Origin of the sequence: Thiorhodovibrio winogradskyi (assembly GCF_036208045.1) — a bacterium.
Taxonomy (GTDB): Bacteria; Pseudomonadota; Gammaproteobacteria; order Chromatiales; family Chromatiaceae; genus Thiorhodovibrio; species Thiorhodovibrio winogradskyi.
The window spans coordinates 1,407,614-1,429,422 of the sequence record NZ_CP121472.1; the positions used below are offsets into that span (position 1 = coordinate 1,407,614).

Genomic DNA, 21,809 nt, shown 5'->3' on the forward strand with positions numbered 1-21,809 from the left:
GCGCGTCCAGTCGCCTGCGTGAGCGCGCGCCTTCACCTCATTTCACCCGCCAGTAGCAGGAACATCAGCAGGGTACCAAGCGCCAGCCACAGGGCCCCGGCCACCGGCCAGGCGCGCAGCCGGGCCTCCACCACGGGATGGGCGGCCGCCTCTGTCGCGGGTTGCTCAAGTCCGCTCCCGGCCAATCGCCGTGCCAGCCGATCCCGTCCGTTTTGCCAGCCGTGCCATAGCCAGGCGGCAGCGGCACTCAGCCGATGGGAAGCGCGCAACACCAAGGGCAGCAGATCGCCTGGAGGTACCCGCCCCACCAGCGTGCCCAATGGGTTGAAACCGCGCCGGGCCAAGGCCAGCACCAGAGCACAGAGCGCCAGGGCAAAGAGCGTGTTAGCGGCATTGTTCAGCCAGGCCGAGGCCGGACCAAAGACCCAGGGCAGCGCGGCGATCAGCCCCACCAGCAGCCACCAACCGATCAGCGGCGCGATAAACGCGGGCCGTGGGGAAGCGGGTTGCGCATCTTGGCGGTCGGAAGCGGCCTGCCCTAGTGTCGCCCCATCCTCGATCCGCGCTCCAGCATCGCGATAGACCAGCCAGAAAAAGCGCGCCATCAGTGCCACCGTGGTCAGGGTCATCAGCCACAGCAGTGGGTCGAGCCAAACCCAGGGCGTCTCCTGTAACAAGGGTTTGGTCAGATACTTGGCCAGGGCGCCGCTGGTCAGGGGGGCTCCGGCCAGGGTCAGGGCCAAAAAGCCCAGGCCCGCCAGCAGCCAGGGCCGCGCCCGCCGTGCGCTCGAGAAGGTCTGTTGCTCCCCCAGGCCCAAGCCAAGAAAGAGTCCGGCCTTGCACAAGGCATGATGGGTGGCGTAGAAGATCACCGCCAGTATCCCGACCCCGACCAAGTCGGGCTGACCCAGCATCAGGCCGACCAACAGCAGCAGAAAGCCCATTTTGCTGATGCTCGAATAGGCCAGAACCACCTTGGACTCGCGTTGCATCAAACCGATGGGCAGTGCATAGAGCGCGGTGACAAGCCCGATGATTACCAGCGCCAGCGACCAGCCCGGCCAGGTCACGGCCCCCAGCGGCAACCAGCGCAGCCAGCCAAGCAGGGCGACCTTGATCATGGCGCTGCTCAGCACTGCCGTGGCGGCGGCGGGCGCCGCCGGATAGGTGAGTGGCAGCCACAGGTGCAGAGGCACGATGGCCGCCTTGACTCCCAAGCCCAGCAGCACCAGCGCGAGAGCCGGGCCACTGACGCGCGCCAGCAACTCGGGTGTCGGTGTCAGGGTCGCGCTCTGGGCAGCGATGCTGACCAAACCGGCAAAGAGCGCCACCTCGCCGACAACTGTCATGGCCAGGTAGAGTCGCCCGGCACGCAGGGCCCGTGCACTGCCGTCGGCCACCACCAGCGCATAGGAAGCCAACCCCATGATGGCGAAACCAACGTAGAAGCTGATTACATCCAGCCCGACCACCGCCCACAACTGCCCGCTCATGGCCAGCAGAAAAAAAGCATCGAAGCGACGTCGTGGAAAGCTGTCCAAGCCGGGTTTCATCAGAGCAGCCGCGAAGACGCCGGCAAGCAGCCACAACAGAGCGCTGAACAGCAAGACCACGCGCCCGGTGGCATCCAGCCCCAGTTCAGAGCCCAGCAGCAACCAGGGTAATGCAAGCCGAGTGTCGACCGGCAGCACCAGGGCCGCGCCCAGCGCTGGCAGCGCGCCCAAGGCCGGCAGCCAGGCCGAACGCCAGCGCGCGGCAAGCGGCGCCAGGAGCAAGGGCCAGGCCCAGAGTAACAGCAGCAACCAAGTGGCCGAAGCGCTCATCCGCGATACTCGCGCCGCGCGATCAGTTCCGCCCATTCCAGTGGACTGAAGGGCGCCGCCGCCAGCAGACCGGCGACCAGGCACAGGGCCGCGGTCATCAGCGGCGGCCATAGCAAGGTGGCGTGGGTTTCCAGCCGTCGGCGCGGGATTTCCTCGTGCGGCCAATGCGCTGGGGGTTCGCGGAACCAGGCGCGGAACAGAATCGGCAGGAAATAGCCGGCATTGAGCAGGGTGCTCAGGCCCAACACCAAAAGTACCCAGGGCATGCCGGCCTCGACCGCGCCCAGGCCCAGGTACCACTTGCTGATGAAGCCCGCGATGGGTGGAATGCCGATCATCCCCAGTGCCCCGACGCTAAAGGCCAGGGTGGTCCAGGGCATGCGCCGGCCGATGCCGTCCATCTCGCTGACCTTGTGCACGCCGAGCGTTTCGGCATAATTGCCCGCGCACAAAAACAGGGTGATTTTCATGATGCCCTGATGCACCAGATGCACCATGCCGCCAATGGTCGCCACCGGCCCGAGAATGGACGCGCCCAGCGCGATATAGGACACCTGACTGACAGTCGAGTAGGCCAGGCGTTTTTTCAGTCCGTCCTGGCTCAAGGCCATCATGGACCCATAGATGATGGTGATGGAGGCCAGCGCGCCCAGAATGCTCAGCAGGCCGAGCGAATGGGCGAACTCAACCCCGTAGATGTCATAGACCAGACGCACGATGCCAAAGGCACCCGCCTTGACCACGGCCACCGCGTGCAGCAGGGCACTGACCGGCGCCGGCGCCACCATGGAACGCGGTAGCCAGCCGTGCAATGGCACTAGCGCTGCCTTGACGCCAAGCCCGGCAAGGAGCAGCAGAAAAATGGCGAAAAACTGTGGGTGCAAAGAGTCCGGCTGAGCGGACAGCAGACCGCCCTGCGTGAAATTCACCGGACCGATCAACCCCTGCAGCCAGACCGCGCCCGTTAGCAGCAGCGCACCGCCAACCATGGTGTAGGCCAGATAAGCCCGGGCTCCAGCGGTGGCATCCGGCGTGCCACGATGCGACACCAGCGGATAGGTGGCCAGGGTCAGGATTTCGTAGAAAATGACAAAGGTGAACAGATTCCCAGCCAGGGCGATGCCGACGGTCGCGGTGACGCACAGGCTAAAAAATCCGAAGAAACGGCTCCGATTGGGTGAGTTCTCCAGATAGCCGATGGCATAGACAGTCGTCACCAGCCAGAGCAGCGAGGACAGGGTCACGAAGAGCACCGAGAGGGCGTCGGCTTCGAGCACCAGACTCAGCCCGGGTGCCAGCGGCAGTTCCGCCCGATAGAGGTGGTCGTGATAGACGCCCCACACCAGTACCCCGACCAGCAGCAGCTTAGTGATGGCGCCGGTCAGGTTCAACAGGGTGCGCAGGACGCGGTTGTCCTCCGCGACCAGAAAGATCGCCAGACCAGGCAGCAAGGAGCTCAGCACAATGCCAACGGGCAGCAGATGGTCAAAGTTTGTGATCATGACGCCCCTCCGGCAACACCGAGCAGGCGCCACAGGGGCGCGGTGGCCAGGCCGAGCACCGCGACCGCCATCACGGCCAGCAGTAGCGCTGGCATCTCGGCGCGGAGCTGGGTAAAAAAGTGCAGCGGTGTGGGTTCCAGTCCAAAGGCCAGGGTCAGCAAGCGGAACACATAGGCCACCGCCAGCAGGGTGCCGGCAAAGAGCACCAGCACCCACCACCACTGCCCGGTGGCGAAGGCACCACCCATTAGCAACCACTTGGCGGTGAAGCTGCCGCTTGGTGGCAGACCAATCAGGGCGGTACCGGCAAGGGCGAGCGTCAGGGTGGTGGCCGGCAATCGTTGCATGGCCGGCCCGAGCTCGGCGATGCGATCATGCCCGGCTTGCTGCTGGATAAAACCGGCGGCCAGGAAAAAGCCTGACTTGGCAAAGCCATGGGTGATGGCCATCAAGGTCAGGGCCACCAGCAGATTGTCGCGGGCCGCGCCCAAGGTCAGCGACTGCATGATGGGAAAGAACAAAAACAAATAGCCAAGCTGGGCAACTGTGGAGTAGGCCGCCAGCAGCTTGAGGCGCTCGGCGCGCAAGGCCTGCCAGGAGCCCCAGAGCACCGCGCCGGCGCCCAGAAACCCGAGCAGGTTGGCCGCGGCCTGGGTGGTCAGGGGCGCGAACACCTCCAGCCAGAGGCGCAAAATCAAGTAAAAGGCCGCCTTGACCACCAGGGCCGACAAGGCCGCGCTGACCGGTGCCGGCGCGCTGCCATGGGCCGGCGGCAACCAAAAATGCATTGGAAAGAGCGCCGCCTTCAGCGCCAGCCCCAATACCATGAGCCCCAGCGCGGTCGCGGCGATGGGCCGCGGCATCTGGCCGTCGGCCAGGCCGGCGTTGAGTCGCTCCGTGAGCAGGGCGAAATCCAGGGTGGCGAAACCCGCGTAGACCAGCGCCACGCCCAGCAGATAGGTCATGGAGCCGAGGAGTCCGACCAGCAGATAGCGCAGATTCGCCTCAATGGCCGCGCGCTGTCCGCCAAGCGCGCCCAGGGCCGCGGCGGTCAGCCCCAGAAGTTCCAGCGACACATAAAGATTAAACAAATCAGCGGACAAAAACAGTCCGTTCAGGGACGTGAGCAACAATAACCACAGCGGCCAGAAGTGGCGCGCTTTGGCCGGATCGCGAAAATAGCCGCCGGCATTAACACTGATCGCCAGGGTCACCAGCGCGGTCATGGCCAGCATGGCCACGCTCAAACCATCGGCGACGAAACCGATGCCCAAGGGCGCGCCCCAGCCGCCAAAATCGGCACGCATGGCACCTTGTTGCCACACACCCATGGTCATTAGCGCTGAATTCAGGGTGTTCAGCATTACTGCCAGCAAGCCGACGCGAGCCGCCCGCGCGGACCAGATCACCGCCAGTAGGGCGCCACCCAGGGGCAGTACCAGCGCCAGAGCAAGACTCTCAGTCATCGGCGGCCGCGTCCAGCGCGCGTCCAAATGCCAATGCCAGCGCCGTGGCACTGACCGCCACCACAATGCCGGTCAAGACCAGGGCATGGGGGACGGGGTCGGTGGGCGGGCCGTCGCGCCCGGCCACCGCGATCAGTAAATGAAAGACACCACCACCCATGATGTTCATCGCGATCAGCTTGCGCAGCAGCGCCCGGTGCAGCAGAAAAGACCAGATGCCAAGCCCAAAGAGGACAAAGCCGGCGCCAGCGTAGAGGAACTCAGCCGTCATGCTCGCCCCCTGGTTGTGTTGAGGGTTCATCCTCGCTCCCCACATAGGCCGCCGCCAGGAGTGTGGCGATGGTCAGGGTGGCGAAGATTTCAATCAGCAAAATTAGCCAACCGGACCAGGCGGGCGGATAGTTGAGGAACCCGCGCCCGGCCAGCAGGGTTCCCAGACCGACCAGGGCAAAGACGGCAATCCCCGCCACCGCCAGCCAGCGTTGGGCAACCGCGCCCGGCAGGCCGGCCGCCTCGGCGCCACCCAGACGCAGAATCACCCCAGCCGCCGCCAACAGGGCACCGGCCTGAAAAGCGCCGCCCGGTGCCTTGGCGCCAATCCACAACAGATAGCCGGCGGTGAGGATCAGCAAGGGCACCACCCAGGCGACCATGCCGGCATAGACAGGCCCGGCGCGTTGGTAGCCGGGGGTGGCGGCCGCGAGCGACCAGATGCCCAGCAGGGCCGCAAGCAGCACCGCCAGCTCCAGCAGGGTATCGAGGGCGCGAAAGTTGAGCAGCACGGCCGTGACCGGGTTGGTCACTCCGGCGCGCCCAAGCTCGGTCCGCGCCAGTTCGGCCAGTCCGGTGGTGGGTGAGGCCAGTTGATGGCTAAAGAAGACCCACTGGAGCAGGCCCACCAGCAGCACCAGGAAAACCACCACCAGGATGGCGGCGGATTGCCGAGGCTTGGGCTCCAGGCGTGAACTCATTGCGATGGACTCCGGCCAGGTCGCTTGAACTTGGATCTGGATTTGGATTTTGGTCGGCGCCTGGGATTGGACACGGGATCTCTGGACTGGATGGCAGGAGACGCGCCCCTTGTTCCGGTCTGATCTGCTGTTGGTTCGCAAGCCGATGGGCTTTCCGGCGGTGAGTCAGGCGCCACTGGTTCTTGCTCCGATTGGGTTTTGGGCTCGTGGGCAGGTTGGCGCTCGAGTTCGTGCTCAGGCTCAGGCTCAGGCAGGGGTTCATGGTCTGGGGAATCCAGTGACGGCCCAGTCGGATTTGACTCCATGGCCGCCGACTCGCTCGGTCCCCGGCCACCCGGGGTACGGCGCGCTGCGGCAAGCATGAGGGCGCCACCAAGGCCCGCACCAATGGCGGCCTCGGCCAAGGCAACATCTGGCGCGCCAAGTCGTGCCCAGACGATGGACAGCCACAAGCCGAAGGCAACAAACAAAATGGCCGCGCGGCGTGGATCTCTGCTGCTAAGAGTGGCAATCGCCAGACCGAGCAGGGTGGAGATCATGAGGATATCAAACACGAACATCGCAGGATTGTCAGTCATCGCCGATCCTCCCCATCGCCATGCAGGGCGCGTTTGGCGATCAGGTGGGCGCCAGTGGCACCGCCGAGCAGAACCAGCAGCCAGATCAGCACCAGCTGGAACGCGTACCACAGGCTTGGCGCCCAGGGCAAGAGGCCAAGAATCACCAAACCAAGACCGACATTATCGGCCTTGGTCAGCGCATGCAGGCGAGTGAACAAATCCGGCAGTCGCAGCAGGCCCAGGGTGCCGGCGGAGAAAAAGCCCAGGCCAGCGCTGATCAGCACGATGGAGTAGACCGTCAGCAGGGTGGTCATGACCCGCCCCCATCCGGCTCAGTCTGGGCCGGTGGCGATGCTGCCAGTTTGGATAATGCCAGTTTGGATAATGCCGGCGTGGGTGATGCCGGCGTGGGTAAATCACGAGCGTCCATCTTGCGCGCGGTGCTGGCTGGCGTGGATCGCCGGGTCAAGGCGGCAACCGCCACGGCGGCCAGGAGACTGAATACCAATGCGACATCCGCAAGCGCCGGTATCTCGAGCGCGGTGGCGAGCAGCAAGAGCACGCCAATACTGGCGGTGCCAAGCAACTGCACCGCCAGCAGTCGGTCGGCCGGAGTGGGTCCGCGCAGCGCCCGCACTAAGCCAACGGCCATGGTGGTTAGCAACAGACAGGCAAAAGCAAGTAGCCAGGAAGTCATCTTAGCTTGGGTGTCATGTGAGTGTGAAATACCAGAAAAGCTTGCCAGCGATCACGAGATCACGAGATCACGAGATCACGAAGCTGGTGCTCTTGGCGGTCTACAGGATAACCAGCTGCAAAAGCCAGCGCTTGATGGCCAACTTTGGAATTGCTGGAAGCTTGCTCATGGGCTGGACGGGACCAAGAAAATTGGAGAAATCGCCGTTTCATATCTGGTTTCGGATATCTTGGCTCACCGCGTTCCGGCACGGATGGACTCGCGAAACAGGCGCGCGACCTGCAACTCAAGCTGAGCCAGCTCGCGATAATTCTCCGCGCCCAAATCCAGCACATGAATCACCAATCGGTTCGGCACTTCCAGATCCGCGCTCAAGGTGCCAGGTAGCAGACTGATCAGGTCAAGAAAAAAAATCCGCGCACCGGGATGACGCAGCGCGGTGCGATAGGTCAAAAAGCCTGGAGAGATGGCCAGCGGCCACGTCAGAATACGCCGCGACACATCCACTCCGCCACGCACCGAGGTAGCGAGGAAAAAACCTAAAAATGCCGGCAGCCGTCGGATGTCCAGGATCAGCCAGTGCGTGCTCACAGCCCACGTGGCACCCAGGCGCGCGCGATCAGACTGGATCAGATCGACCGAGACCATCCCGGGCACTGAACCGGCAGCTCCACGCGACACCGGATCCGGGCGGGCAAATTCCATGCGCCTGCTGGCCCAAGTGGCGGCCAACACCACGGGCAGACCGATGACCCAGGAGAAAGGGTCGGCCCGGGTCAAAATCAGCCACAGGCCGGCGAACATTAGCCCGCGCATCAGTAAACGACCGAGTGCGATCCTTGTCATCCTAAGCTTAGCCATGCTTGTGTCTAGCCACCATTGTCGCATTTGCCCCGATTAGGCTGGGCTGGTCAGCCAGATTCCCCCGGGCATTCACGCGAACGGGTGACCAGTTGGTAACGGGAAATTCAGAGTGTATCAAAACCAGGCGTGGCTGCCTTGGTCAAGGGATGACACCAGGATCCTAGGCCTTCAAACCGCCGAAATCGAACCGCCGAAATCGAAGCGCTCGCGCGGGGCGATTGCCAGCGGTGCTCAGCCGCATTCCTGACACACGGGTGTTCCAACCCTTGCCAAGGACATTCCGCCCGCCATAATCTTTCACCAATGCCCCACAGTTTCCGGGTAGAATTGCAATAACCTATATGAGCGGCCCAGCGCCGCTGTTTGCAACTTGCTGATTGGCGGATGACTGGGGCCGGCCCGCAGCCTTATCTCCGGCCCGACCAGCCAGCCCAGGCTCGGTATCGGCGCCAGGCCCAAAGATGCAGCCTGTCAGTATCCAATTCGGTTCATTTCACGAATAACGAGGTGCTCATTGTGACCAAGGAACCCTCCACCGGCCGCTCGGGCGAGCAGCCAAACACAAATTCCACCAAGGGCCGCACATGGCCTTTGGGTCGTATCCTTACCCTGCTGGTTGTGCTGGTTATAGCGACCATCGGAGGGCTCGGCGCCTACTGGTCGCGGCAGCCGGAACCCTTCGATGTCAATCAGATCCAAATCGATGGTGTGGATATCGAGGAGGCACTCAAGACACCGGGCGTTGCTACTGTCTCCTCCGCCATCACTGTCGCGGAGACCCTGCTTGGCAAGCCTGGCGGCTACCTCAGCAACGACATCACGCCACCCGGCATCCTGATGGACAACATGCCCAATTGGGAGTATGGCGTTCTGACCGAACTGCGCGATTCGGTCCGCTCGCTGCGCAACGATTTCAGCCGCTCCCAGACGCAGTCCGTCGAGAATGACCTGCTGAAAGTGGCGGATTCCAATTTTAACTTCGATTCCCACTCCTACATGCTGCCCTCGACCGAGTCCCAGTTCCGCGCTGGCACCAACGCACTCATCGAATACCGCGCGGCACTGATGTCCGGAACCGACCAGACCGCGCGTTTTTTTACCCGCGCGGATAATCTGCGCGCCTACCTGATGGTGGTGGAGAAGCGTCTTGGCAGCTATGCACAGCGCCTGAGCGCCAGCGTGAACGACGCCGAACTGACCGCGAGCTTCACCCAGGGTGGCGCCCAGGTCTTGGAGGCAACACCCTGGAACGAAGTCGACGATATCTTCTACGAGGCCCGCGGCTACACTTGGGCGCTCATGCACATGATCCAGGCCATCTCAGTCGATTTTGAATCCGTGCTGCGGGGCAAAAACGCCATGGTCTCGGTCGAGCAAATCCTGCGCGACCTGCGCGGCGCGGCCATGCGCAAATGGAGCCCCATGGTGCTGAACGGCCACGGCTACGGTCTGCTGGCCAATCATTCGCTGGTCATGGCGTCCTATATCTCGCGCGCCAATGCCGCAATCATCGACCTGCGCGTTCTGCTTGAGACCGGCTGATGACTTGATGGGGAGCCCGGCTAGCGTTTAGTCGTTGGCTGGGCACTCCTGACTGACGTGAGGATGCAACAAGCCGTCACGGGTCGCGACCGTCAGAGAATTCCGGCTTCTCGGGCGGCGCCAATCAGACCATCAATCCCCCGGTATCCGCATTTATAACCAGCCACCCGGCTGGCGCACGCCATGGCTTGCCCTAGCGGCAGTCCGCGCAGCAGGGCGTCGATGAGTACCGCATTGAAGACATCTCCCGCTGCCAGGGTATCGGTCAGTCGCCCGGGAGTCTCGGCAGGCGCGAACAGCCGTTGGCCCGCTCGATCAATACCATAAGCACCCTCGGCTCCCCAGGGGGCGACACAGAGCGCTGCGCCACTGTGATGCTGCTGCTCGGCCAAATAATCCCAGGGCGTCACCGGGCCATCTAGCACTGGCTCCACGAAGGCACGGGAAAACAGCAGCAGCGACACCGGCTGCCACAAGCGCGCAAGCTCAGGGCGGTTTTTTTCAATCTCGACTGAAATGGGTAGATGCGGGCGCTCGCGTCGCACACGCTCGATCATGAGCGCGGTTTCAACTGGATGACGGCCCTCGAAATGCACCCAGTGGTAAGAATCAAGCGGCAGGGCAGCGAAATCAGCGGCGGTCAACTCGCGCAGTCGGCGGTAATGCACAATGGTGCGGCTGGCATTTGCGTCGCTCAGAGTGATGTAGGATGTTGGCGTGGCTGAATCCTGGCATCGCACCGCTGCATCCGTGCCGATGCCCCGCTGCTTCAAATCCGCGAGGATCAAGTCTGCCTGACGATCATCGGCATGGCAGCCAACCCAATCGCACTGGTGGCCAAACTGCCGCAAGACCGATAGCGTGTTGGCCGCATTGCCACCCCGCGCAATCCGTTGCCCGGTTGCCCGCACCTCATCATCCTCGTGCGGGTAACGCGCCACCTGATTGATGATGTCCAGGGTGGCGACGCCGACCCCAAGCAGCCGGTGCTCAGTCCGCATGCGCGCCTTGAGGCGAGGTTTGCGTCTGGGGCGCGAGGTCGCGCGCTACCCGAAAGCCGAGTATGTCGGCACGCGCATCGGCAGAGAAGCGGTTGCGCGCATGACTGCGCATGGCACCCGCCGGCGAGTTGAAGCTGCCGCCACGCGCCACGCGCACCTTGCAGTCGGGTTCATCGCGCGCACGGCCGTCATCGGGGGCGCCTTGGTAGCTGTGGTGGTAACAGTCCGCCGTCCATTCGTAAACATTGCCGGCAGTGTCATAAAGGCCAAAGGGATTGGGAGGAAAACTACCCACGGGGGCGGTTGAGATGCGATCCCAACGGGTACCGCAATTGATACAGAGCGCGCGGCTGGAAGGGGAGCCGATACCCCACCAGTATGAAGAGGTGGTGCCGCCGCGCGCGGCATATTCCCATTCAGCTTCGCTGGGCAGGCGGTAAGGCTGGCCGGTCTTTTTGCCGAGCCACTTCGCGTAGGCCAGCGCGTCGGCCCAGGACACATCAATGACTGGGCGCGCCCCCCGACCCCAGCCGTAATCCAGTGGTCGCCGCGCACCGGTCTCGCGCACAAAGCGATCATAGTCGGCAAAAGTCACCTCGCGCGTACCGATCATAAAGCCATCGAGACTGACTTTATGCACGGGCCGAGCGTCGCTGTCCGCCATGCCGACGGGGTTACCCATCATGAATTCGCTTGGCTCAAGCACTACCATCTCTGGTGCTTTCGCCTCGCCAACCAGAAACATATCCACATGGGTGCCGACGACAGGCTCGGCGGGGATTTGTAAGTCCACATTGGCGGGCTCGGGTGATGCCGATCCATCATTGAGCCCATTATGGGACCCACTTTCAGGTCCACTATCAGATCCATTATCAGATCCATTATCCGGGGCGCCATTTGATGGCTCATTCACCCGCCCATCCTGAACTGGCTCAAACGTAGTCTTATTGGAGCCGGCAATCCTTTTATCCTGGTTAGACGTGCGGGTATTGCTGACTTCTTGTTCATATTCTGTGTTCGATCCATCATCCGCAGCCGGCGTCTGCTCGGTCGTTGCCGTTGGCGGCTGAGTTGGCGCGACAGGGGCTGTGATCTCGGGTGATATCGCCATATCGCTGCTAAGTGTCAGCAAGCCGGCGGACCATAAACCCATCACCGCGACGGTTGCCAGCACCAGCCCGGTCAACAGACCAGAGGCAAAGCCGAGCCGGCCACTGCCAGCGCGCGCGGACTCGGCGGGAGACTTGGTGGTCGTCTTCGCGTCCGCCGTTGCTTGCATCCCTGGTTGCGTTGCCGCAGGCATGGCGCTGTCGCCGACAAGCTGCGAGGAACGTTCCTCGGCCTGTTTCAACGCCCGCTCGCCACGGTCCAACTCGCGGCGAAGAGCGTCGATATCCTGGTAGCGATCTTCAAGCCGATCTTCGAGCCGGCGACATTCGTTGGTCAGTTCTTCAACAATCCGCTCCTGTTCACGCAATGCCAAGCGCAGCCCTTCATTTTCCTGCTGAATGGCTAGATCAGCCGCCACCGCGCTGATGTCACGCTGCCCCTTTGATATGGCGGCGGCTGGTTTAACCGAAGCAGCGCCGGGGGTTTGGCGGGTCGATAAGGGCCCATGATCAGTGTTGGCCGGGGATGGTTTGGACTGAGGTGGTCGATCTGGCATGAATCCCCCTGCGTGGAGCAGGCTGTGGTCATTTGAAACGCCGTTTGCTACGGCAAGTCAGCGCGGTGATCGAAGCAGCCGCCGCAGTAGTCGAACGTTATTGACGAAAAGAGCGCATCGAAAGTCATGGGGGTGCCATGGGTTGGGTCCGCGCCCGCTCGGCACAGGCACGAAGGTCGGCAACCCTCAAACAGCAAGAGTATAAACAAGCTTGGCGTCGGCACAAAAACGGCTGCGCAAGCGATCAAAGCCGACTATCCTAGGCACTGGCCCAAGGATCAGCCTAGGGATCGGCCTAACCAACAGCTGACCCAGCAGTTTAAACTGACATCAGAGCAGGTTTGCAACAAAGGCATGGGACAAGTCAAAGTGCGCCGAATTCGCCGGCCTCACATCATCGATACCCGTCCGACAGGAAGACTGGGGCTCGCACTCATCCTGGTGGCAATCGCCTTTGCCAGCTGGGCTTATCTGTTATTGGATCTCACAGGCGAGCAATCACCAGAGACCAGTGGATCACCAGAGACCAGTGAAAGAGAAACGCGACCCCCAAGCGACCAGGCGGACGCCACCGAGCTTCAAGAGCTTGAGCAACGCCGCCTGGCGCTCGCGCAGAATAACGCTGAACTTGAACAGCGATTGCGCACCCTCTCACAGTATCAACAGACAGAAAGCAACGCTGAGCGCGAGGCACAGGAAACGATCCGCCAGTTGCAAAGCGAAAATGCCAAACTACGCTCGCAGATCGCCTTTCTGTCGCAACTCTTTGGTGGAGATGACGGTCCGATCGAAATCAGCGATTTGGCCCTGTCGAGCGCGGGCGAGAACAGGGTTCGTTACTGGTTTAAAATCGCGCGTACCAAAGCGGAAAAAAACATGATTACAGGCCAGGCGCGCGTGCAGTTGCGCGGCCAGATGGCAGAAGGTGAGCGCTACTTCAGCCTCTCCGAGTTGACGGCTGACGGGCGCGATGGCCATCGCCTTGGCTTCCGTCACTTTCAGGAAATCGACGGTACCCTGACACTGCCACCTGGTTTCGAGCCGGAGGAGTTACTGGTCATCGTGGTGCCTGATGATACAACGATGGGAGGCGCGCGCCGTCAATTCGAGTGGAAGCTCGGTGAGGATGCGGATTAGCGGAACGTCTCGCTGAACAACAGATAGAGCCTAGAGTCCCACTCGTACCATGTTTCATAAAGATCCACGGGCCATGACCCAACACAGGAACCAGGAGGTTCGTTTCATGTCACGCATTCGCAGAGTGAAGCCGCCCAAGGTCGTCACTGTTATCGGACAGGGCACCATCGTCGAGGGTCATATCCGATTCTCGGGCGCGCTCCACCTTGACGGTAAAATCAAGGGAGAAGTCACTGCCGAACCCGAAACCAATGCGGCCTTGATCATCAGCGAGCAGGGTGCCATCGAAGGCGACGTGAAAGTCGAACAGCTCATTACCGACGGCAGCATTGTCGGCGACGTGCATGCACGCGACAGGGTTGAGCTCGGTGCCCATGCCCGTATTGCCGGCACTCTGTATTACCAGTTACTGGAAATGGCCATGGGTGCCGAGGTCAACGGCAAGCTGGTGCATTGCGACTCGGCCGAACTACAGCGTCTGACCTACGATGGACGCCACTTCGAGGAAACGGTCACCCTCAAGGAAAGCTCGGGAACATCAGGGAATGCAGCCGAGAAGGCAGAGGATAATGCCAACTCCGACAAGGACAATGCCAACTCCGACAAGGACACTGCCAACAGCCGATCCCGCCGCGCCAGCGCCAAACCCGCGACTGCTTCGGCCTGACCACCTGCCTCCAACCATGCCCCAACCAGGCGACTGGGACCAATCCACTGGCGTCATCAAGGCTCGTAGGTCTTCACCCCATTCGGCGAGCCCAGAATCAGCATGTCGGCCCGACGCAAGGCAAACAGGCCCACGGTGACCACGCCGGCGATGTTATTGATCTGCTGCTCCAGGGCCATGGGATCCTGAATCTCGAGGCCCTGAATATCCAGGATGGCATTGCCGTTATCGGTCACGAAGCCTTCACGCCACACCGGCGTGCCACCGAGCTTGACCAACTGTCGTGCCACATAGCTGCGCGCCATGGGGATGACCTCGACTGGCAAAGGGAAGGCGCCCAGCACATCGACGCGCTTGCTTTCATCGGCAATACAGACAAAGGTCTCGCTCGCGGCGGCGACGATTTTCTCGCGCGTCAGCGCCCCGCCTCCGCCCTTGATGAGTTGCAGGCGACCATTGGCCTCGTCGGCACCATCGACATAAAGCGACAGATCGCCAACGCTGTTAAGATCAAACACCTCGATACCATGGCTTTTCAGCCGTTCGCTCGAGACATCGGAACTCGAGACCGCGCCCTCGAAACGGCCTTTGATCCGGGCAAGATAATCGATAAAGTGGTTCACGGTCGAGCCGGTACCGACGCCGATAATGCCACCCTGCACATAGGCCAGGGCGGCCTCGGCGGCTTGTTTTTTGAGTTCGTCCTGAGTCATGGGGCGCAAGCTCCTGGGGTAAGATGATGGTTGATGGATAAGGGTTGTCAGGATGATGGCGTCGGCATTGAGGCCTGGGCTGCGCATCTTGGCAATGGCCAAGGCTGAGCGCGGCACCATCCCTGAAAATGAATCCGCTGTTTCACGCCATGGTCAGGCATGAATCATATAAGTCAGGCACCGATCATAACAGAGCGGCCCCAAACCCGCCCCGACCTTCTGTCGCCGTCACTATCCCCCGCCTTTGCTTAACTCCTGGTTCTCGCATGCCTCATCGTTACATCGAACGCATCCTGAAAGCCCGCGTCTATGAGGTCGCGACCGAAACCCCGCTAACCCCCGCGCCCCTGCTGTCGCGTCGGCTGTCCAATCAGGTCTTCCTGAAGCGTGAGGACTTGCAGCCAGTGTTCTCCTTCAAGCTGCGCGGCGCCTACAACAAGCTGCGTCATCTCCCGCCCGAGGCCCTGGCGAGTGGGGTCATTGCCGCCTCCGCGGGTAATCATGCCCAGGGGGTGTCGCTCGGTGCCGCGCGACTCGGGGCCGAGGCGACCATTGTGATGCCACGCACCACCCCCGCCATTAAGGTCCAGGCGGTGCGCAATCTTGGCGGACGCGCGCTCCTGCATGGCGACTCTTACGACGAGGCCTGCGCCCACGCCTTCGCGTTGGCCGAGGAACGCAAGCTGACCTTCATCCATCCCTTCGATGACCCGGACGTGATCGCCGGTCAGGGCACCATCGGCATGGAACTGCTGCGCCAGCACCCGGATCCGCCAGCGGCCATCTTCGTGCCCGTCGGCGGTGGCGGGTTGATCGCGGGCATTGCCGCCTATGTCAAGTATTTGCGCCCGGAGGTACTGATCATTGGCGTTGAACCGGCCGAGGCGCCAACCCTGCATCGGGCGCTGGCCGCCGGCGAGCCTGTCGATCTGCCCGAGGTGGGGCTGTTCGCCGATGGCGTGGCGGTGCGGCGCATTGGTGCCGAGACCTTTCGGGTGGCACGCGAATGCGTGGACGAGGTCATTCTGGTCGATACCGATGAGATCTGCGCCGCCATCAAGGACATTTACGATGATACCCGCGGAATCGCCGAACCGGCCGGCGCGCTGGCGGTTGCCGGGCTCAAGCGCTATGTGGAAGTTTATGGCCTGCGTGACGAACATCTGATCGCCATCGAGAGCGGCGCCAATATCAACTTCGACCGCTTGCGCCACGTCGCCGAGCGCGCCGAACTCGGCGAGCGGCGCGAGGCGCTGTTCGCGGTCGGCATCCCCGAGCGTCCCGGCAGTTTTCTCGCTTTCTGCAAGGCGATTGGCAAGCGCCAAATTACCGAGTTCAACTACCGCTACAGCGACGCCAGCGAGGCTCAGGTGTTCGTTGGTATCGAGCTTGGTGGTGGCGCGCAAGAGCGGCGCGAACTGGCCGAGCGCCTGGAGAAAAAGGGCTTTCGCGTGCTCGACATGAGTGAGAACGAGACCGCGAAGCTGCATATTCGCTTCATGGTCGGCGGCCATGCACCGGGACTGACGGACGAGCGCCTGGTGCGCTTTGAATTTCCCGAACGCCCCGGCGCGCTGCTGAATTTTTTATCCAACCTCGGCCGACGCTGGAACATCAGCTTGTTCCATTATCGCAACCATGGTGCCGCCTACGGACGGGTGCTGATGGGTATTCAGGTTCCAGCGGCTGACGCGGGGGAGCTGAATCAGAGTCTGCAGAGGCTCGGTTATCCCTTTTGGGACGAGACCGACAACCCAGCCTGTCGGCTCTTTGCCGGTAGCGACTTCGTCACATAGCCAGTCGATAGATCCCCTGACCGATCGATCCCGTGCCTGAAAAAATCGCCTAACGGATACGCCCGCTGAGGCTTTCAACCGCATTGACAGCCGCCGCGGCGGCGACATCGGCATCCGCCTCGCGCCCGGCCATGGTCAGGCGACCGAAAGCGCCGACCGCGCGCGCGTCGACCAGGGTGACATTGGCGGCCTTCTCGGCTTCGTTGGCGGCGTAGACGATATAGCCAGCCGGCTCGGTTTCCAGGATGAACAGGCTTTGCCCAGGCAGAATCATGGAGCCGCGGCGGTTTTGGCGGTTGATCAGCACCGCGTGATCCGGCGTCACCGCGCGGATGATCTCGGTCCAGGCCACCTGGCATTTCTGGCGGTCGCCCTCGCCCACGCCAAGACGATTCAGCACCGTGCGCCCGGCCTCAAGTACATCACTCTGGTCGCGTTGATGAATGACCATGGTGCCGAAGGCGCGCTCCACCACCTGCTGGCTTAAGTGCACCCGGGTGGCTTTCAGTGCAATGTCCGTCAACCGGTGAATCGCCATGCCGGGGGAGACCTCAAGCCACAGACAGGCATCGCCCGGCACCGGCAGGAAGCCTTGAGACACACTGCCCATGTAGGCCGCGAGCTGCGGCTGCAGGGAGTCGATGAAGACGTAGGTCTTAAGCTCGATGGACATGGGGCAGGTTTGGGGCTTGTTCTGGGGCCTGTTTGGAGTTGTGATCGGAGTTGGGGCCAGAGTTGGGTTCAGGACTGATGTCAATCTCGACTGTCATCGCCTTGCCGCTACCGGCTCCTGGCCAGTGTCGAGCAGTCCGCGCGCCTGACGGTCGGCATGATAAGACGACCGCACCATGGCCCCCGCCGCAACAGCGGCAAAGCCCAGGGCGCGACCCTCGACCTCAAGCTCGGCGAAGGCAGCGGGCGTCCAGTATTCACGCACCGGCAGATGCTCCGCGCTTGGCTGCAAATACTGACCAATGGTCAGCATGTCGCAGTCATGCGCGCGCAGATCGCGCATCACCGCCAGCACCTCGGCACGCGTCTCGCCCAGTCCAAGCATCAGTCCAGACTTGGTCGGCACCCGTGGGTGACGTGCCTTGAACGCCCGCAGCAGGTTGAGCGAGCCCTGATAATCCGCGCCTGGGCGCGCCTGGGCATATAGCCTGGGTACAGTCTCAAGATTGTGATTGAACACATCAGGCACCGAGTCAGCGGAAAACTGCTCCAGCGCCATCGCCTCGCGGCCGCGAAAATCAGGTACCAGCACCTCAAGCCGGGTCTGCTTGCATCGCACGCGAATCGCTCGCAGGCAATCAGCAAAATGCCCGGCACCGCCATCGCGCAGATCGTCGCGATCCACCGAGGTGATGACCACATAGCTCAGACCCATGCGGGCGATGGCCTCGGCCAGGCGCGCGGGCTCCTTGGGGTCAGGCGGCTCGGGGCGCCCATGAGCAACATCGCAGAAGGGGCAGCGACGGGTGCAAAGATCGCCCAGGATCATGAAGGTCGCGGTGCCATGGGCGAAGCATTCGCCCAGATTGGGGCACTGCGCCTCCTCGCACACCGTGGCGAGCGCGGAATCGCGCAATAACCGGCGAATGCGCGCCACCCCGGCACCGAGCGGGGCCTTGGCGCGAATCCAGGCGGGCTTGCGCAACGCGGGGCCGTCTGACTCGACCCGAACCGGAATGCGCGCGACTTTGTCGCGCCCGCGCTCGTGCGTGCGCGGATTCTGGCGCGACGAGGGCATCAATGTTTCGGTAGTTGGCATGGGTCGGGGGATCTAAATTACAAAAATGGGGGGCGATATGGGGGCGAAATGGGATTTGAGATGCCGCATTACCGGATCTCAACCCGGATCGCAATCAGAATCACAATGAACAGGTACGGCAACACAAAGCTCCTAAGTCTAACATTGTTCCCGCGCTTTTTTCGCACTGGATCGCGGAGGCCAAGTTGGCAAGCTTCTCCAGATCATTGTGCGGCACCCCAGGTCCGCCATGCAGAACCAGAAATGGCGTGCGCTCGGGCGCAGCACCGCCGCCGATGGACCTTGCCCAATGGCAATAGGCTTGCTCAACCGCGATCTAGTGCTTTTGTCCCATTCGCGTCAGGGCCATCGCTCTTTGGGAAGGCGGCCGGTGCCTGGCCGCGCGACGCGGTGATGACCTCCGCTGGCCTGAGAATCTGCTCCCCACGGCGATACCCGCCGCGCACCACCGCCAGAATAGTCCCTTCTTCCACCTCGTCCGTCGCCTGGGTCTCGATCACCTTGCAGCGCCCGATTTCGGCGCGGCCAGCGGGAAACTCGAGCTGTTTGATACCCTGTGCTTCCAACAGTCGCCTGAGCTTGCGTTGAATGGCTCCAAAACTGTTGAAGGCGCGTTTGGTCGACTTATCGAGGGAATCCTGGTTCAGCTTGTTGAACAGATTTTCAAAAGCGTCCAGCGCCCTCACCACCAGCTCCAAGAAAAAATCGTTCTCCTTATCCTGGGCCTCGCGATCCTGGGCCTCGCGCTTGTGGGCTTCCAGCTCGGTCCCCAAGCCGATCATGGCTCGCTGGAGCTCGATCAGCTTGTTTCTAAGGTGCTCTTTTATCGCTGACACTCAACAGAGCCGCTCAGCAGAGCCGCTCAAGCCGCGGCAGGTTGTTCTCGATCTTCGACTCGGACTCCCCGATCAGCTCGGACAAGCGACCGCAAGCATCGAGGCTATGCTCGAATTCGGCGACGGCGCGTGCCAAGGAGTTGAGTTTTTAGCTGAAGGAAAGTTGCGTGAGCCGGAACATGACAAATCTGGTCAAATTGAACTACCTAGATTATCCCGTCAATTGGAAAACAGATCGCCGAGGATTTCATGCCCATGGCATCAGCGGGTTTTAGTCAACTCGCGCGCGCCAAGTGGCAGACTGACGGAGACTCCAAGGCCGCCAAGCTCAGAGCGTCCAATATGCAAATCGCCGCAATACAGCTGAAGGATCTCGCGCACGATCGACAGTCCCAATCCGTGGCCTTCGGTGCGCTCGTCAAGGCGTGAACCACGCGCGAGAATCTTGCTCAGTGCTGGTTGGGGACAACCTGGGCCATCGTCCTCGACCTGAATCCGACAGACTCCATCCTTGACTCCCAGCATGATCCGTACCCAGCTTCGTCCCCATTTGCAGGCGTTGTCGAGCAGATTGCCTAGAAGTTCGAGCATGTCTTCGCGGTCGAAGGGGAGTGGATCGGGGTGGGTGGTTGTCCAGTCGATGCGCAGATCCTTGTCTGCGTAGATCTGGCGCAGCAGTCGGATCAGCGGGCCGAGCTCGGCATCGGCGTCGAACCAGGCACCGGCGGCCGGCGCGCCGGACAGGCGGGCGCGGCGCAACTCGCGCTCGAGCAGCTTTTCGATCTGTGCGCATTGAGCGCGTGCGCTGTCCCTATCCAAGACCGTGGCTGTATCGGATTCCAGTGCGCGCAGGAGCACCGCCAGTGGTCCCTTGAGCGCATGGGCCAGATTTCCAGCGGCCTGGCGCGAGCGCATCAGGCGCGCGGACTGCACGGCGAGCAGACCGTTGAACTTGCGGACCAGCGGCAGGAATTCCCGGGGCACGGATTCGGTCAGCTGTCCAGTGGCGCCGGCTTCGAGACGGTCGATGTCGCGGTAGAGGGGCGCCAGCAGGGCGAACACGTGCTTGAGTATCCAACCTTGAATCAGCAGCATGCCGAAAAAACCCAAGAGCGCGAGTAGCGCTACTGTGTGCTCAAAGCCACGAATCTCGCCCATAATCGGGCGCACGTCCTCCGCCAGGGTTAGGGTGAATTCCTGGCCATTGCGGCGGTAGCCCGCGCTCCATACCAGCAATTCTTGGCCATCCGGTCCGGGTTGCGTCCAGCTGGTCCGCTCTCCGACTGGCAGCAGCGGTGCTGTCAGGTTGAAATCCCACACTGAGCGCGAACGCCAGGCGATGCTGCTTGGTGTGCGCAGCAATTGATAATGGCCTGAGTAAGGACGCCTGGTGACAGGCGGGAGATGGCGCTCGGCAACGCGTGGCTGGCCGTCTTGGAGGAAGCGCAGATTTGCGAGCAGGGTGTCGGCATCGTGCTCGAGTCGGCTGAGCACCAGGGCATCGGCGCTGCGATGCAGGGCGGCATGGCCGAGCCACCAGGCACCCAGGATCAGCAACAGCAGACTGAGCGACAGGCCGAGATTCAGGCGGCGTTCGAGCGAGGTCATTGGTTGGAAGGGGCATCGGCAGCCGCGTCCGACACTGGCCCAAAGCGGTACCCCTGCCCGCGTTGGGTGCGAATGAAACCGGCACCGATTTTTTCGCGCAGGCGCCGCACATAGACCTCGATCAAGTTGCTGCCGCGTTCGTTGTGCTGATCGTAGAGATGGTCGGTCAGTTGCTCCTTGGCGAGCAGTTTGCCGGCGTGGCACATGAAATACCGCAGCAGGCGAAACTCCATGCCGGTCAGCGCGACAATGGTGCCATCGGCAAGGGCCACCTCTTGGCGGTCCTCGTCCAGGGTCAGGCCGGCAACGCTGAGCCGCGCTTGCATCTGTCCGGCCGTGCGCCGCAGGAGCGCTTGCAGGCGGGCGAGCAGTTCCTCGGTGTGAAACGGCTTGCCGAGATAATCATCGGCTCCCGCCTTGAGCCCGTCGACCCGTTCATGCCAAGCATTGCGCGCGGTCAGGATGAGCACGGGAGTTGTTAGCCTCTGTTTGCGCCAGTCGCGAAGCAGCTCGAGTCCGGGGCGACCGGGTAGACCGAGATCGAGCACGATGGCGTCATATTCGGTAAATAAGGGGGCCGGCTGCGCCTCGAGTCCGTCGTGGAGTAGGTCGATGGCGAAACCGGCGCGCATGAGCGCCTTGGCCAAGAGATCGGCCAGGGCAGTATCGTCTTCGACCAGCAGCAGGCGCATGGGTTAGAGCCGGGCTCAGAGCCAGCCCTGACGGGAGGGTCCAGAGGCTGTGGAGGTGAGATCCTGTCGCTTCGAGTCGAGGAAAAAAGCCCATGGGGCCAGCGAGAGAGCCGACTGTATGAGGCCGTGACCGCTGCTATTGCGCGCTGACGGGCTAATCATGCTCGTGCTCCAGCTCTAGCTCCAGGAGTTCGCCAGTGAGGGCATCGAATTCAAGCTCCCAGAGTTCACCGTCAGCGCCGAGCATCAGGAGCTCATAGATGGTAATGCCCTGCTCGGGTTCCCAGTCCAGCTCTGCTTCGATGAGTATCCCGGGTTTGCGCTTGCGCGCCTCCGTGATCAGCTGTTCCAGGGGCAGGATGCGACCCTGCTCGGTCAGGGTTCGGACTTGTTCGGCGTCTTCCGATGCAAGAGCCAAGGCGGCCATCAGCAGCAAGGACGTCCCACCAGTCCAGCGCAGCAAGCGGTGCGTTAGCCTTCGCTTCAGTGTCTTATTC

General features: G+C 62.2%; 23 protein-coding genes. 4 read left to right on the top strand and 19 right to left on the bottom strand.

The genetic code is table 11. The annotated features are described in order from the left end of the window. Nucleotides 1-32 precede the first annotated feature (32 nt). From Thiowin_RS06400 to Thiowin_RS06440, 9 genes are all read right to left on the bottom strand, one after another. Complete coding sequence (locus tag Thiowin_RS06400; RefSeq protein ID WP_328986907.1) at nucleotides 33-1,823, bottom strand: proton-conducting transporter transmembrane domain-containing protein; 1,791 nt, start codon at nucleotides 1,821-1,823, stop codon at nucleotides 33-35. After that, entirely contained in the window at nucleotides 1,820-3,325 is a 1,506-nt protein-coding gene (locus Thiowin_RS06405) for a complex I subunit 5 family protein (RefSeq protein ID WP_328986908.1), read from the bottom strand. The genes Thiowin_RS06400 and Thiowin_RS06405 overlap by 4 nt, the downstream gene beginning before the upstream one ends. Beyond that, complete coding sequence (locus tag Thiowin_RS06410) at nucleotides 3,322-4,791, bottom strand: complex I subunit 5 family protein (protein WP_328986909.1); 1,470 nt, start codon at nucleotides 4,789-4,791, stop codon at nucleotides 3,322-3,324. Before Thiowin_RS06410 ends, Thiowin_RS06405 begins: the two co-directional genes overlap by 4 nt. Then, nucleotides 4,784-5,062: an NADH-quinone oxidoreductase subunit K gene (locus Thiowin_RS06415; RefSeq protein ID WP_328986910.1), complete on the bottom strand. Its 279-nt coding sequence runs from the start codon at nucleotides 5,060-5,062 to the stop codon at nucleotides 4,784-4,786. The genes Thiowin_RS06410 and Thiowin_RS06415 overlap by 8 nt, the downstream gene beginning before the upstream one ends. Next, nucleotides 5,052-5,762 (bottom strand): MnhB domain-containing protein, encoded by a 711-nt coding sequence (locus Thiowin_RS06420; protein WP_328986911.1) that lies wholly within the window; start codon nucleotides 5,760-5,762, stop codon nucleotides 5,052-5,054. The genes Thiowin_RS06415 and Thiowin_RS06420 overlap by 11 nt, the downstream gene beginning before the upstream one ends. Further along, complete coding sequence (locus tag Thiowin_RS06425) at nucleotides 5,759-6,340, bottom strand: Na(+)/H(+) antiporter subunit B (protein WP_328986912.1); 582 nt, start codon at nucleotides 6,338-6,340, stop codon at nucleotides 5,759-5,761. Before Thiowin_RS06425 ends, Thiowin_RS06420 begins: the two co-directional genes overlap by 4 nt. Continuing rightward, entirely contained in the window at nucleotides 6,337-6,636 is a 300-nt protein-coding gene (locus tag Thiowin_RS06430; protein ID WP_328986913.1) for a monovalent cation/H(+) antiporter subunit G, read from the bottom strand. The genes Thiowin_RS06425 and Thiowin_RS06430 overlap by 4 nt, the downstream gene beginning before the upstream one ends. Beyond that, nucleotides 6,633-7,019: a monovalent cation/H+ antiporter complex subunit F gene (locus tag Thiowin_RS06435; RefSeq protein WP_328986914.1), complete on the bottom strand. Its 387-nt coding sequence runs from the start codon at nucleotides 7,017-7,019 to the stop codon at nucleotides 6,633-6,635. The genes Thiowin_RS06430 and Thiowin_RS06435 overlap by 4 nt, the downstream gene beginning before the upstream one ends. 234 nt (nucleotides 7,020-7,253) lie before the next feature. Further along, nucleotides 7,254-7,865: a Na+/H+ antiporter subunit E gene (locus tag Thiowin_RS06440; protein ID WP_328986915.1), complete on the bottom strand. Its 612-nt coding sequence runs from the start codon at nucleotides 7,863-7,865 to the stop codon at nucleotides 7,254-7,256. Between the two features lie 534 nt (nucleotides 7,866-8,399). Here Thiowin_RS06440 and Thiowin_RS06445 point away from each other — a divergent pair. Beyond that, nucleotides 8,400-9,425 carry a DUF2333 family protein gene (locus tag Thiowin_RS06445; protein WP_328986916.1) on the top strand — a complete coding sequence of 342 codons (1,026 nt, stop codon included), beginning with the start codon at nucleotides 8,400-8,402 and terminating at the stop codon, nucleotides 9,423-9,425. A gap of 92 nt (nucleotides 9,426-9,517) precedes the next feature. On the opposite strand, the gene Thiowin_RS06450 is transcribed toward Thiowin_RS06445, so the two are convergent. Then, nucleotides 9,518-10,426, bottom strand: a complete 909-nt coding sequence (locus Thiowin_RS06450; protein WP_328986917.1) for a PfkB family carbohydrate kinase — start codon at nucleotides 10,424-10,426, stop codon at nucleotides 9,518-9,520. After that, nucleotides 10,416-12,092, bottom strand: a complete 1,677-nt coding sequence (locus tag Thiowin_RS06455; RefSeq protein WP_328986918.1) for an SUMF1/EgtB/PvdO family nonheme iron enzyme — start codon at nucleotides 12,090-12,092, stop codon at nucleotides 10,416-10,418. The genes Thiowin_RS06450 and Thiowin_RS06455 overlap by 11 nt, the downstream gene beginning before the upstream one ends. 354 nt (nucleotides 12,093-12,446) lie before the next feature. On the opposite strand from Thiowin_RS06455, the gene Thiowin_RS06460 reads away from it, so the two are divergent. Together Thiowin_RS06460 and Thiowin_RS06465 are read left to right on the top strand one after the other, a co-directional pair. Beyond that, complete coding sequence (locus Thiowin_RS06460; protein ID WP_328986919.1) at nucleotides 12,447-13,229, top strand: DUF6776 family protein; 783 nt, start codon at nucleotides 12,447-12,449, stop codon at nucleotides 13,227-13,229. A 106-nt stretch (nucleotides 13,230-13,335) separates the two neighbouring features. Continuing rightward, nucleotides 13,336-13,896 carry a bactofilin family protein gene (locus tag Thiowin_RS06465; RefSeq protein WP_328986920.1) on the top strand — a complete coding sequence of 187 codons (561 nt, stop codon included), beginning with the start codon at nucleotides 13,336-13,338 and terminating at the stop codon, nucleotides 13,894-13,896. Nucleotides 13,897-13,952: 56 nt separating this feature from the next. Here Thiowin_RS06465 and rpiA read toward each other — a convergent pair whose 3' ends face one another. Continuing rightward, nucleotides 13,953-14,609, bottom strand: coding sequence for a ribose-5-phosphate isomerase RpiA (gene rpiA, locus Thiowin_RS06470; protein WP_328986921.1), 657 nt, complete (start codon nucleotides 14,607-14,609; stop codon nucleotides 13,953-13,955). 266 nt (nucleotides 14,610-14,875) lie between these two features. On the opposite strand from rpiA, the gene ilvA reads away from it, so the two are divergent. Next, complete coding sequence (gene ilvA / locus Thiowin_RS06475; protein WP_328986923.1) at nucleotides 14,876-16,405, top strand: threonine ammonia-lyase, biosynthetic; 1,530 nt, start codon at nucleotides 14,876-14,878, stop codon at nucleotides 16,403-16,405. A 49-nt stretch (nucleotides 16,406-16,454) separates the two neighbouring features. Here the strand turns inward: ilvA and Thiowin_RS06480 are convergent, their stop codons facing one another. The 7 genes from Thiowin_RS06480 to Thiowin_RS06510 all read right to left on the bottom strand — a co-directional run bounded on the left by Thiowin_RS06480 (nucleotide 16,455) and on the right by Thiowin_RS06510 (nucleotide 21,775). After that, nucleotides 16,455-17,078, bottom strand: a complete 624-nt coding sequence (locus Thiowin_RS06480) for a hypothetical protein (RefSeq protein WP_328986924.1) — start codon at nucleotides 17,076-17,078, stop codon at nucleotides 16,455-16,457. A 93-nt stretch (nucleotides 17,079-17,171) separates the two neighbouring features. Further along, nucleotides 17,172-18,176: a lipoyl synthase gene (lipA, locus tag Thiowin_RS06485; protein WP_328986925.1), complete on the bottom strand. Its 1,005-nt coding sequence runs from the start codon at nucleotides 18,174-18,176 to the stop codon at nucleotides 17,172-17,174. 305 nt (nucleotides 18,177-18,481) lie between these two features. Beyond that, the gene (locus tag Thiowin_RS06490) at nucleotides 18,482-18,958 is read right to left on the bottom strand and encodes a nucleotide exchange factor GrpE (RefSeq protein WP_408034170.1); all 477 of its coding nucleotides are present in this window, start codon (nucleotides 18,956-18,958) and stop codon (nucleotides 18,482-18,484) included. 67 nt (nucleotides 18,959-19,025) lie between these two features. After that, nucleotides 19,026-19,148: a hypothetical protein gene (locus Thiowin_RS06495; protein ID WP_328986927.1), complete on the bottom strand. Its 123-nt coding sequence runs from the start codon at nucleotides 19,146-19,148 to the stop codon at nucleotides 19,026-19,028. A gap of 125 nt (nucleotides 19,149-19,273) precedes the next feature. Beyond that, entirely contained in the window at nucleotides 19,274-20,620 is a 1,347-nt protein-coding gene (locus Thiowin_RS06500; RefSeq protein WP_328986928.1) for a sensor histidine kinase, read from the bottom strand. Then, nucleotides 20,617-21,312, bottom strand: a complete 696-nt coding sequence (locus Thiowin_RS06505) for a response regulator transcription factor (RefSeq protein WP_328986929.1) — start codon at nucleotides 21,310-21,312, stop codon at nucleotides 20,617-20,619. Before Thiowin_RS06505 ends, Thiowin_RS06500 begins: the two co-directional genes overlap by 4 nt. Nucleotides 21,313-21,466: 154 nt before the next feature. Continuing rightward, on the bottom strand, nucleotides 21,467-21,775 hold the full coding sequence (locus Thiowin_RS06510; RefSeq protein WP_328986930.1) for a PepSY domain-containing protein: 309 nt from the start codon (nucleotides 21,773-21,775) through the stop codon (nucleotides 21,467-21,469). Between the last annotated feature and the right edge of the window lie 34 nt (nucleotides 21,776-21,809).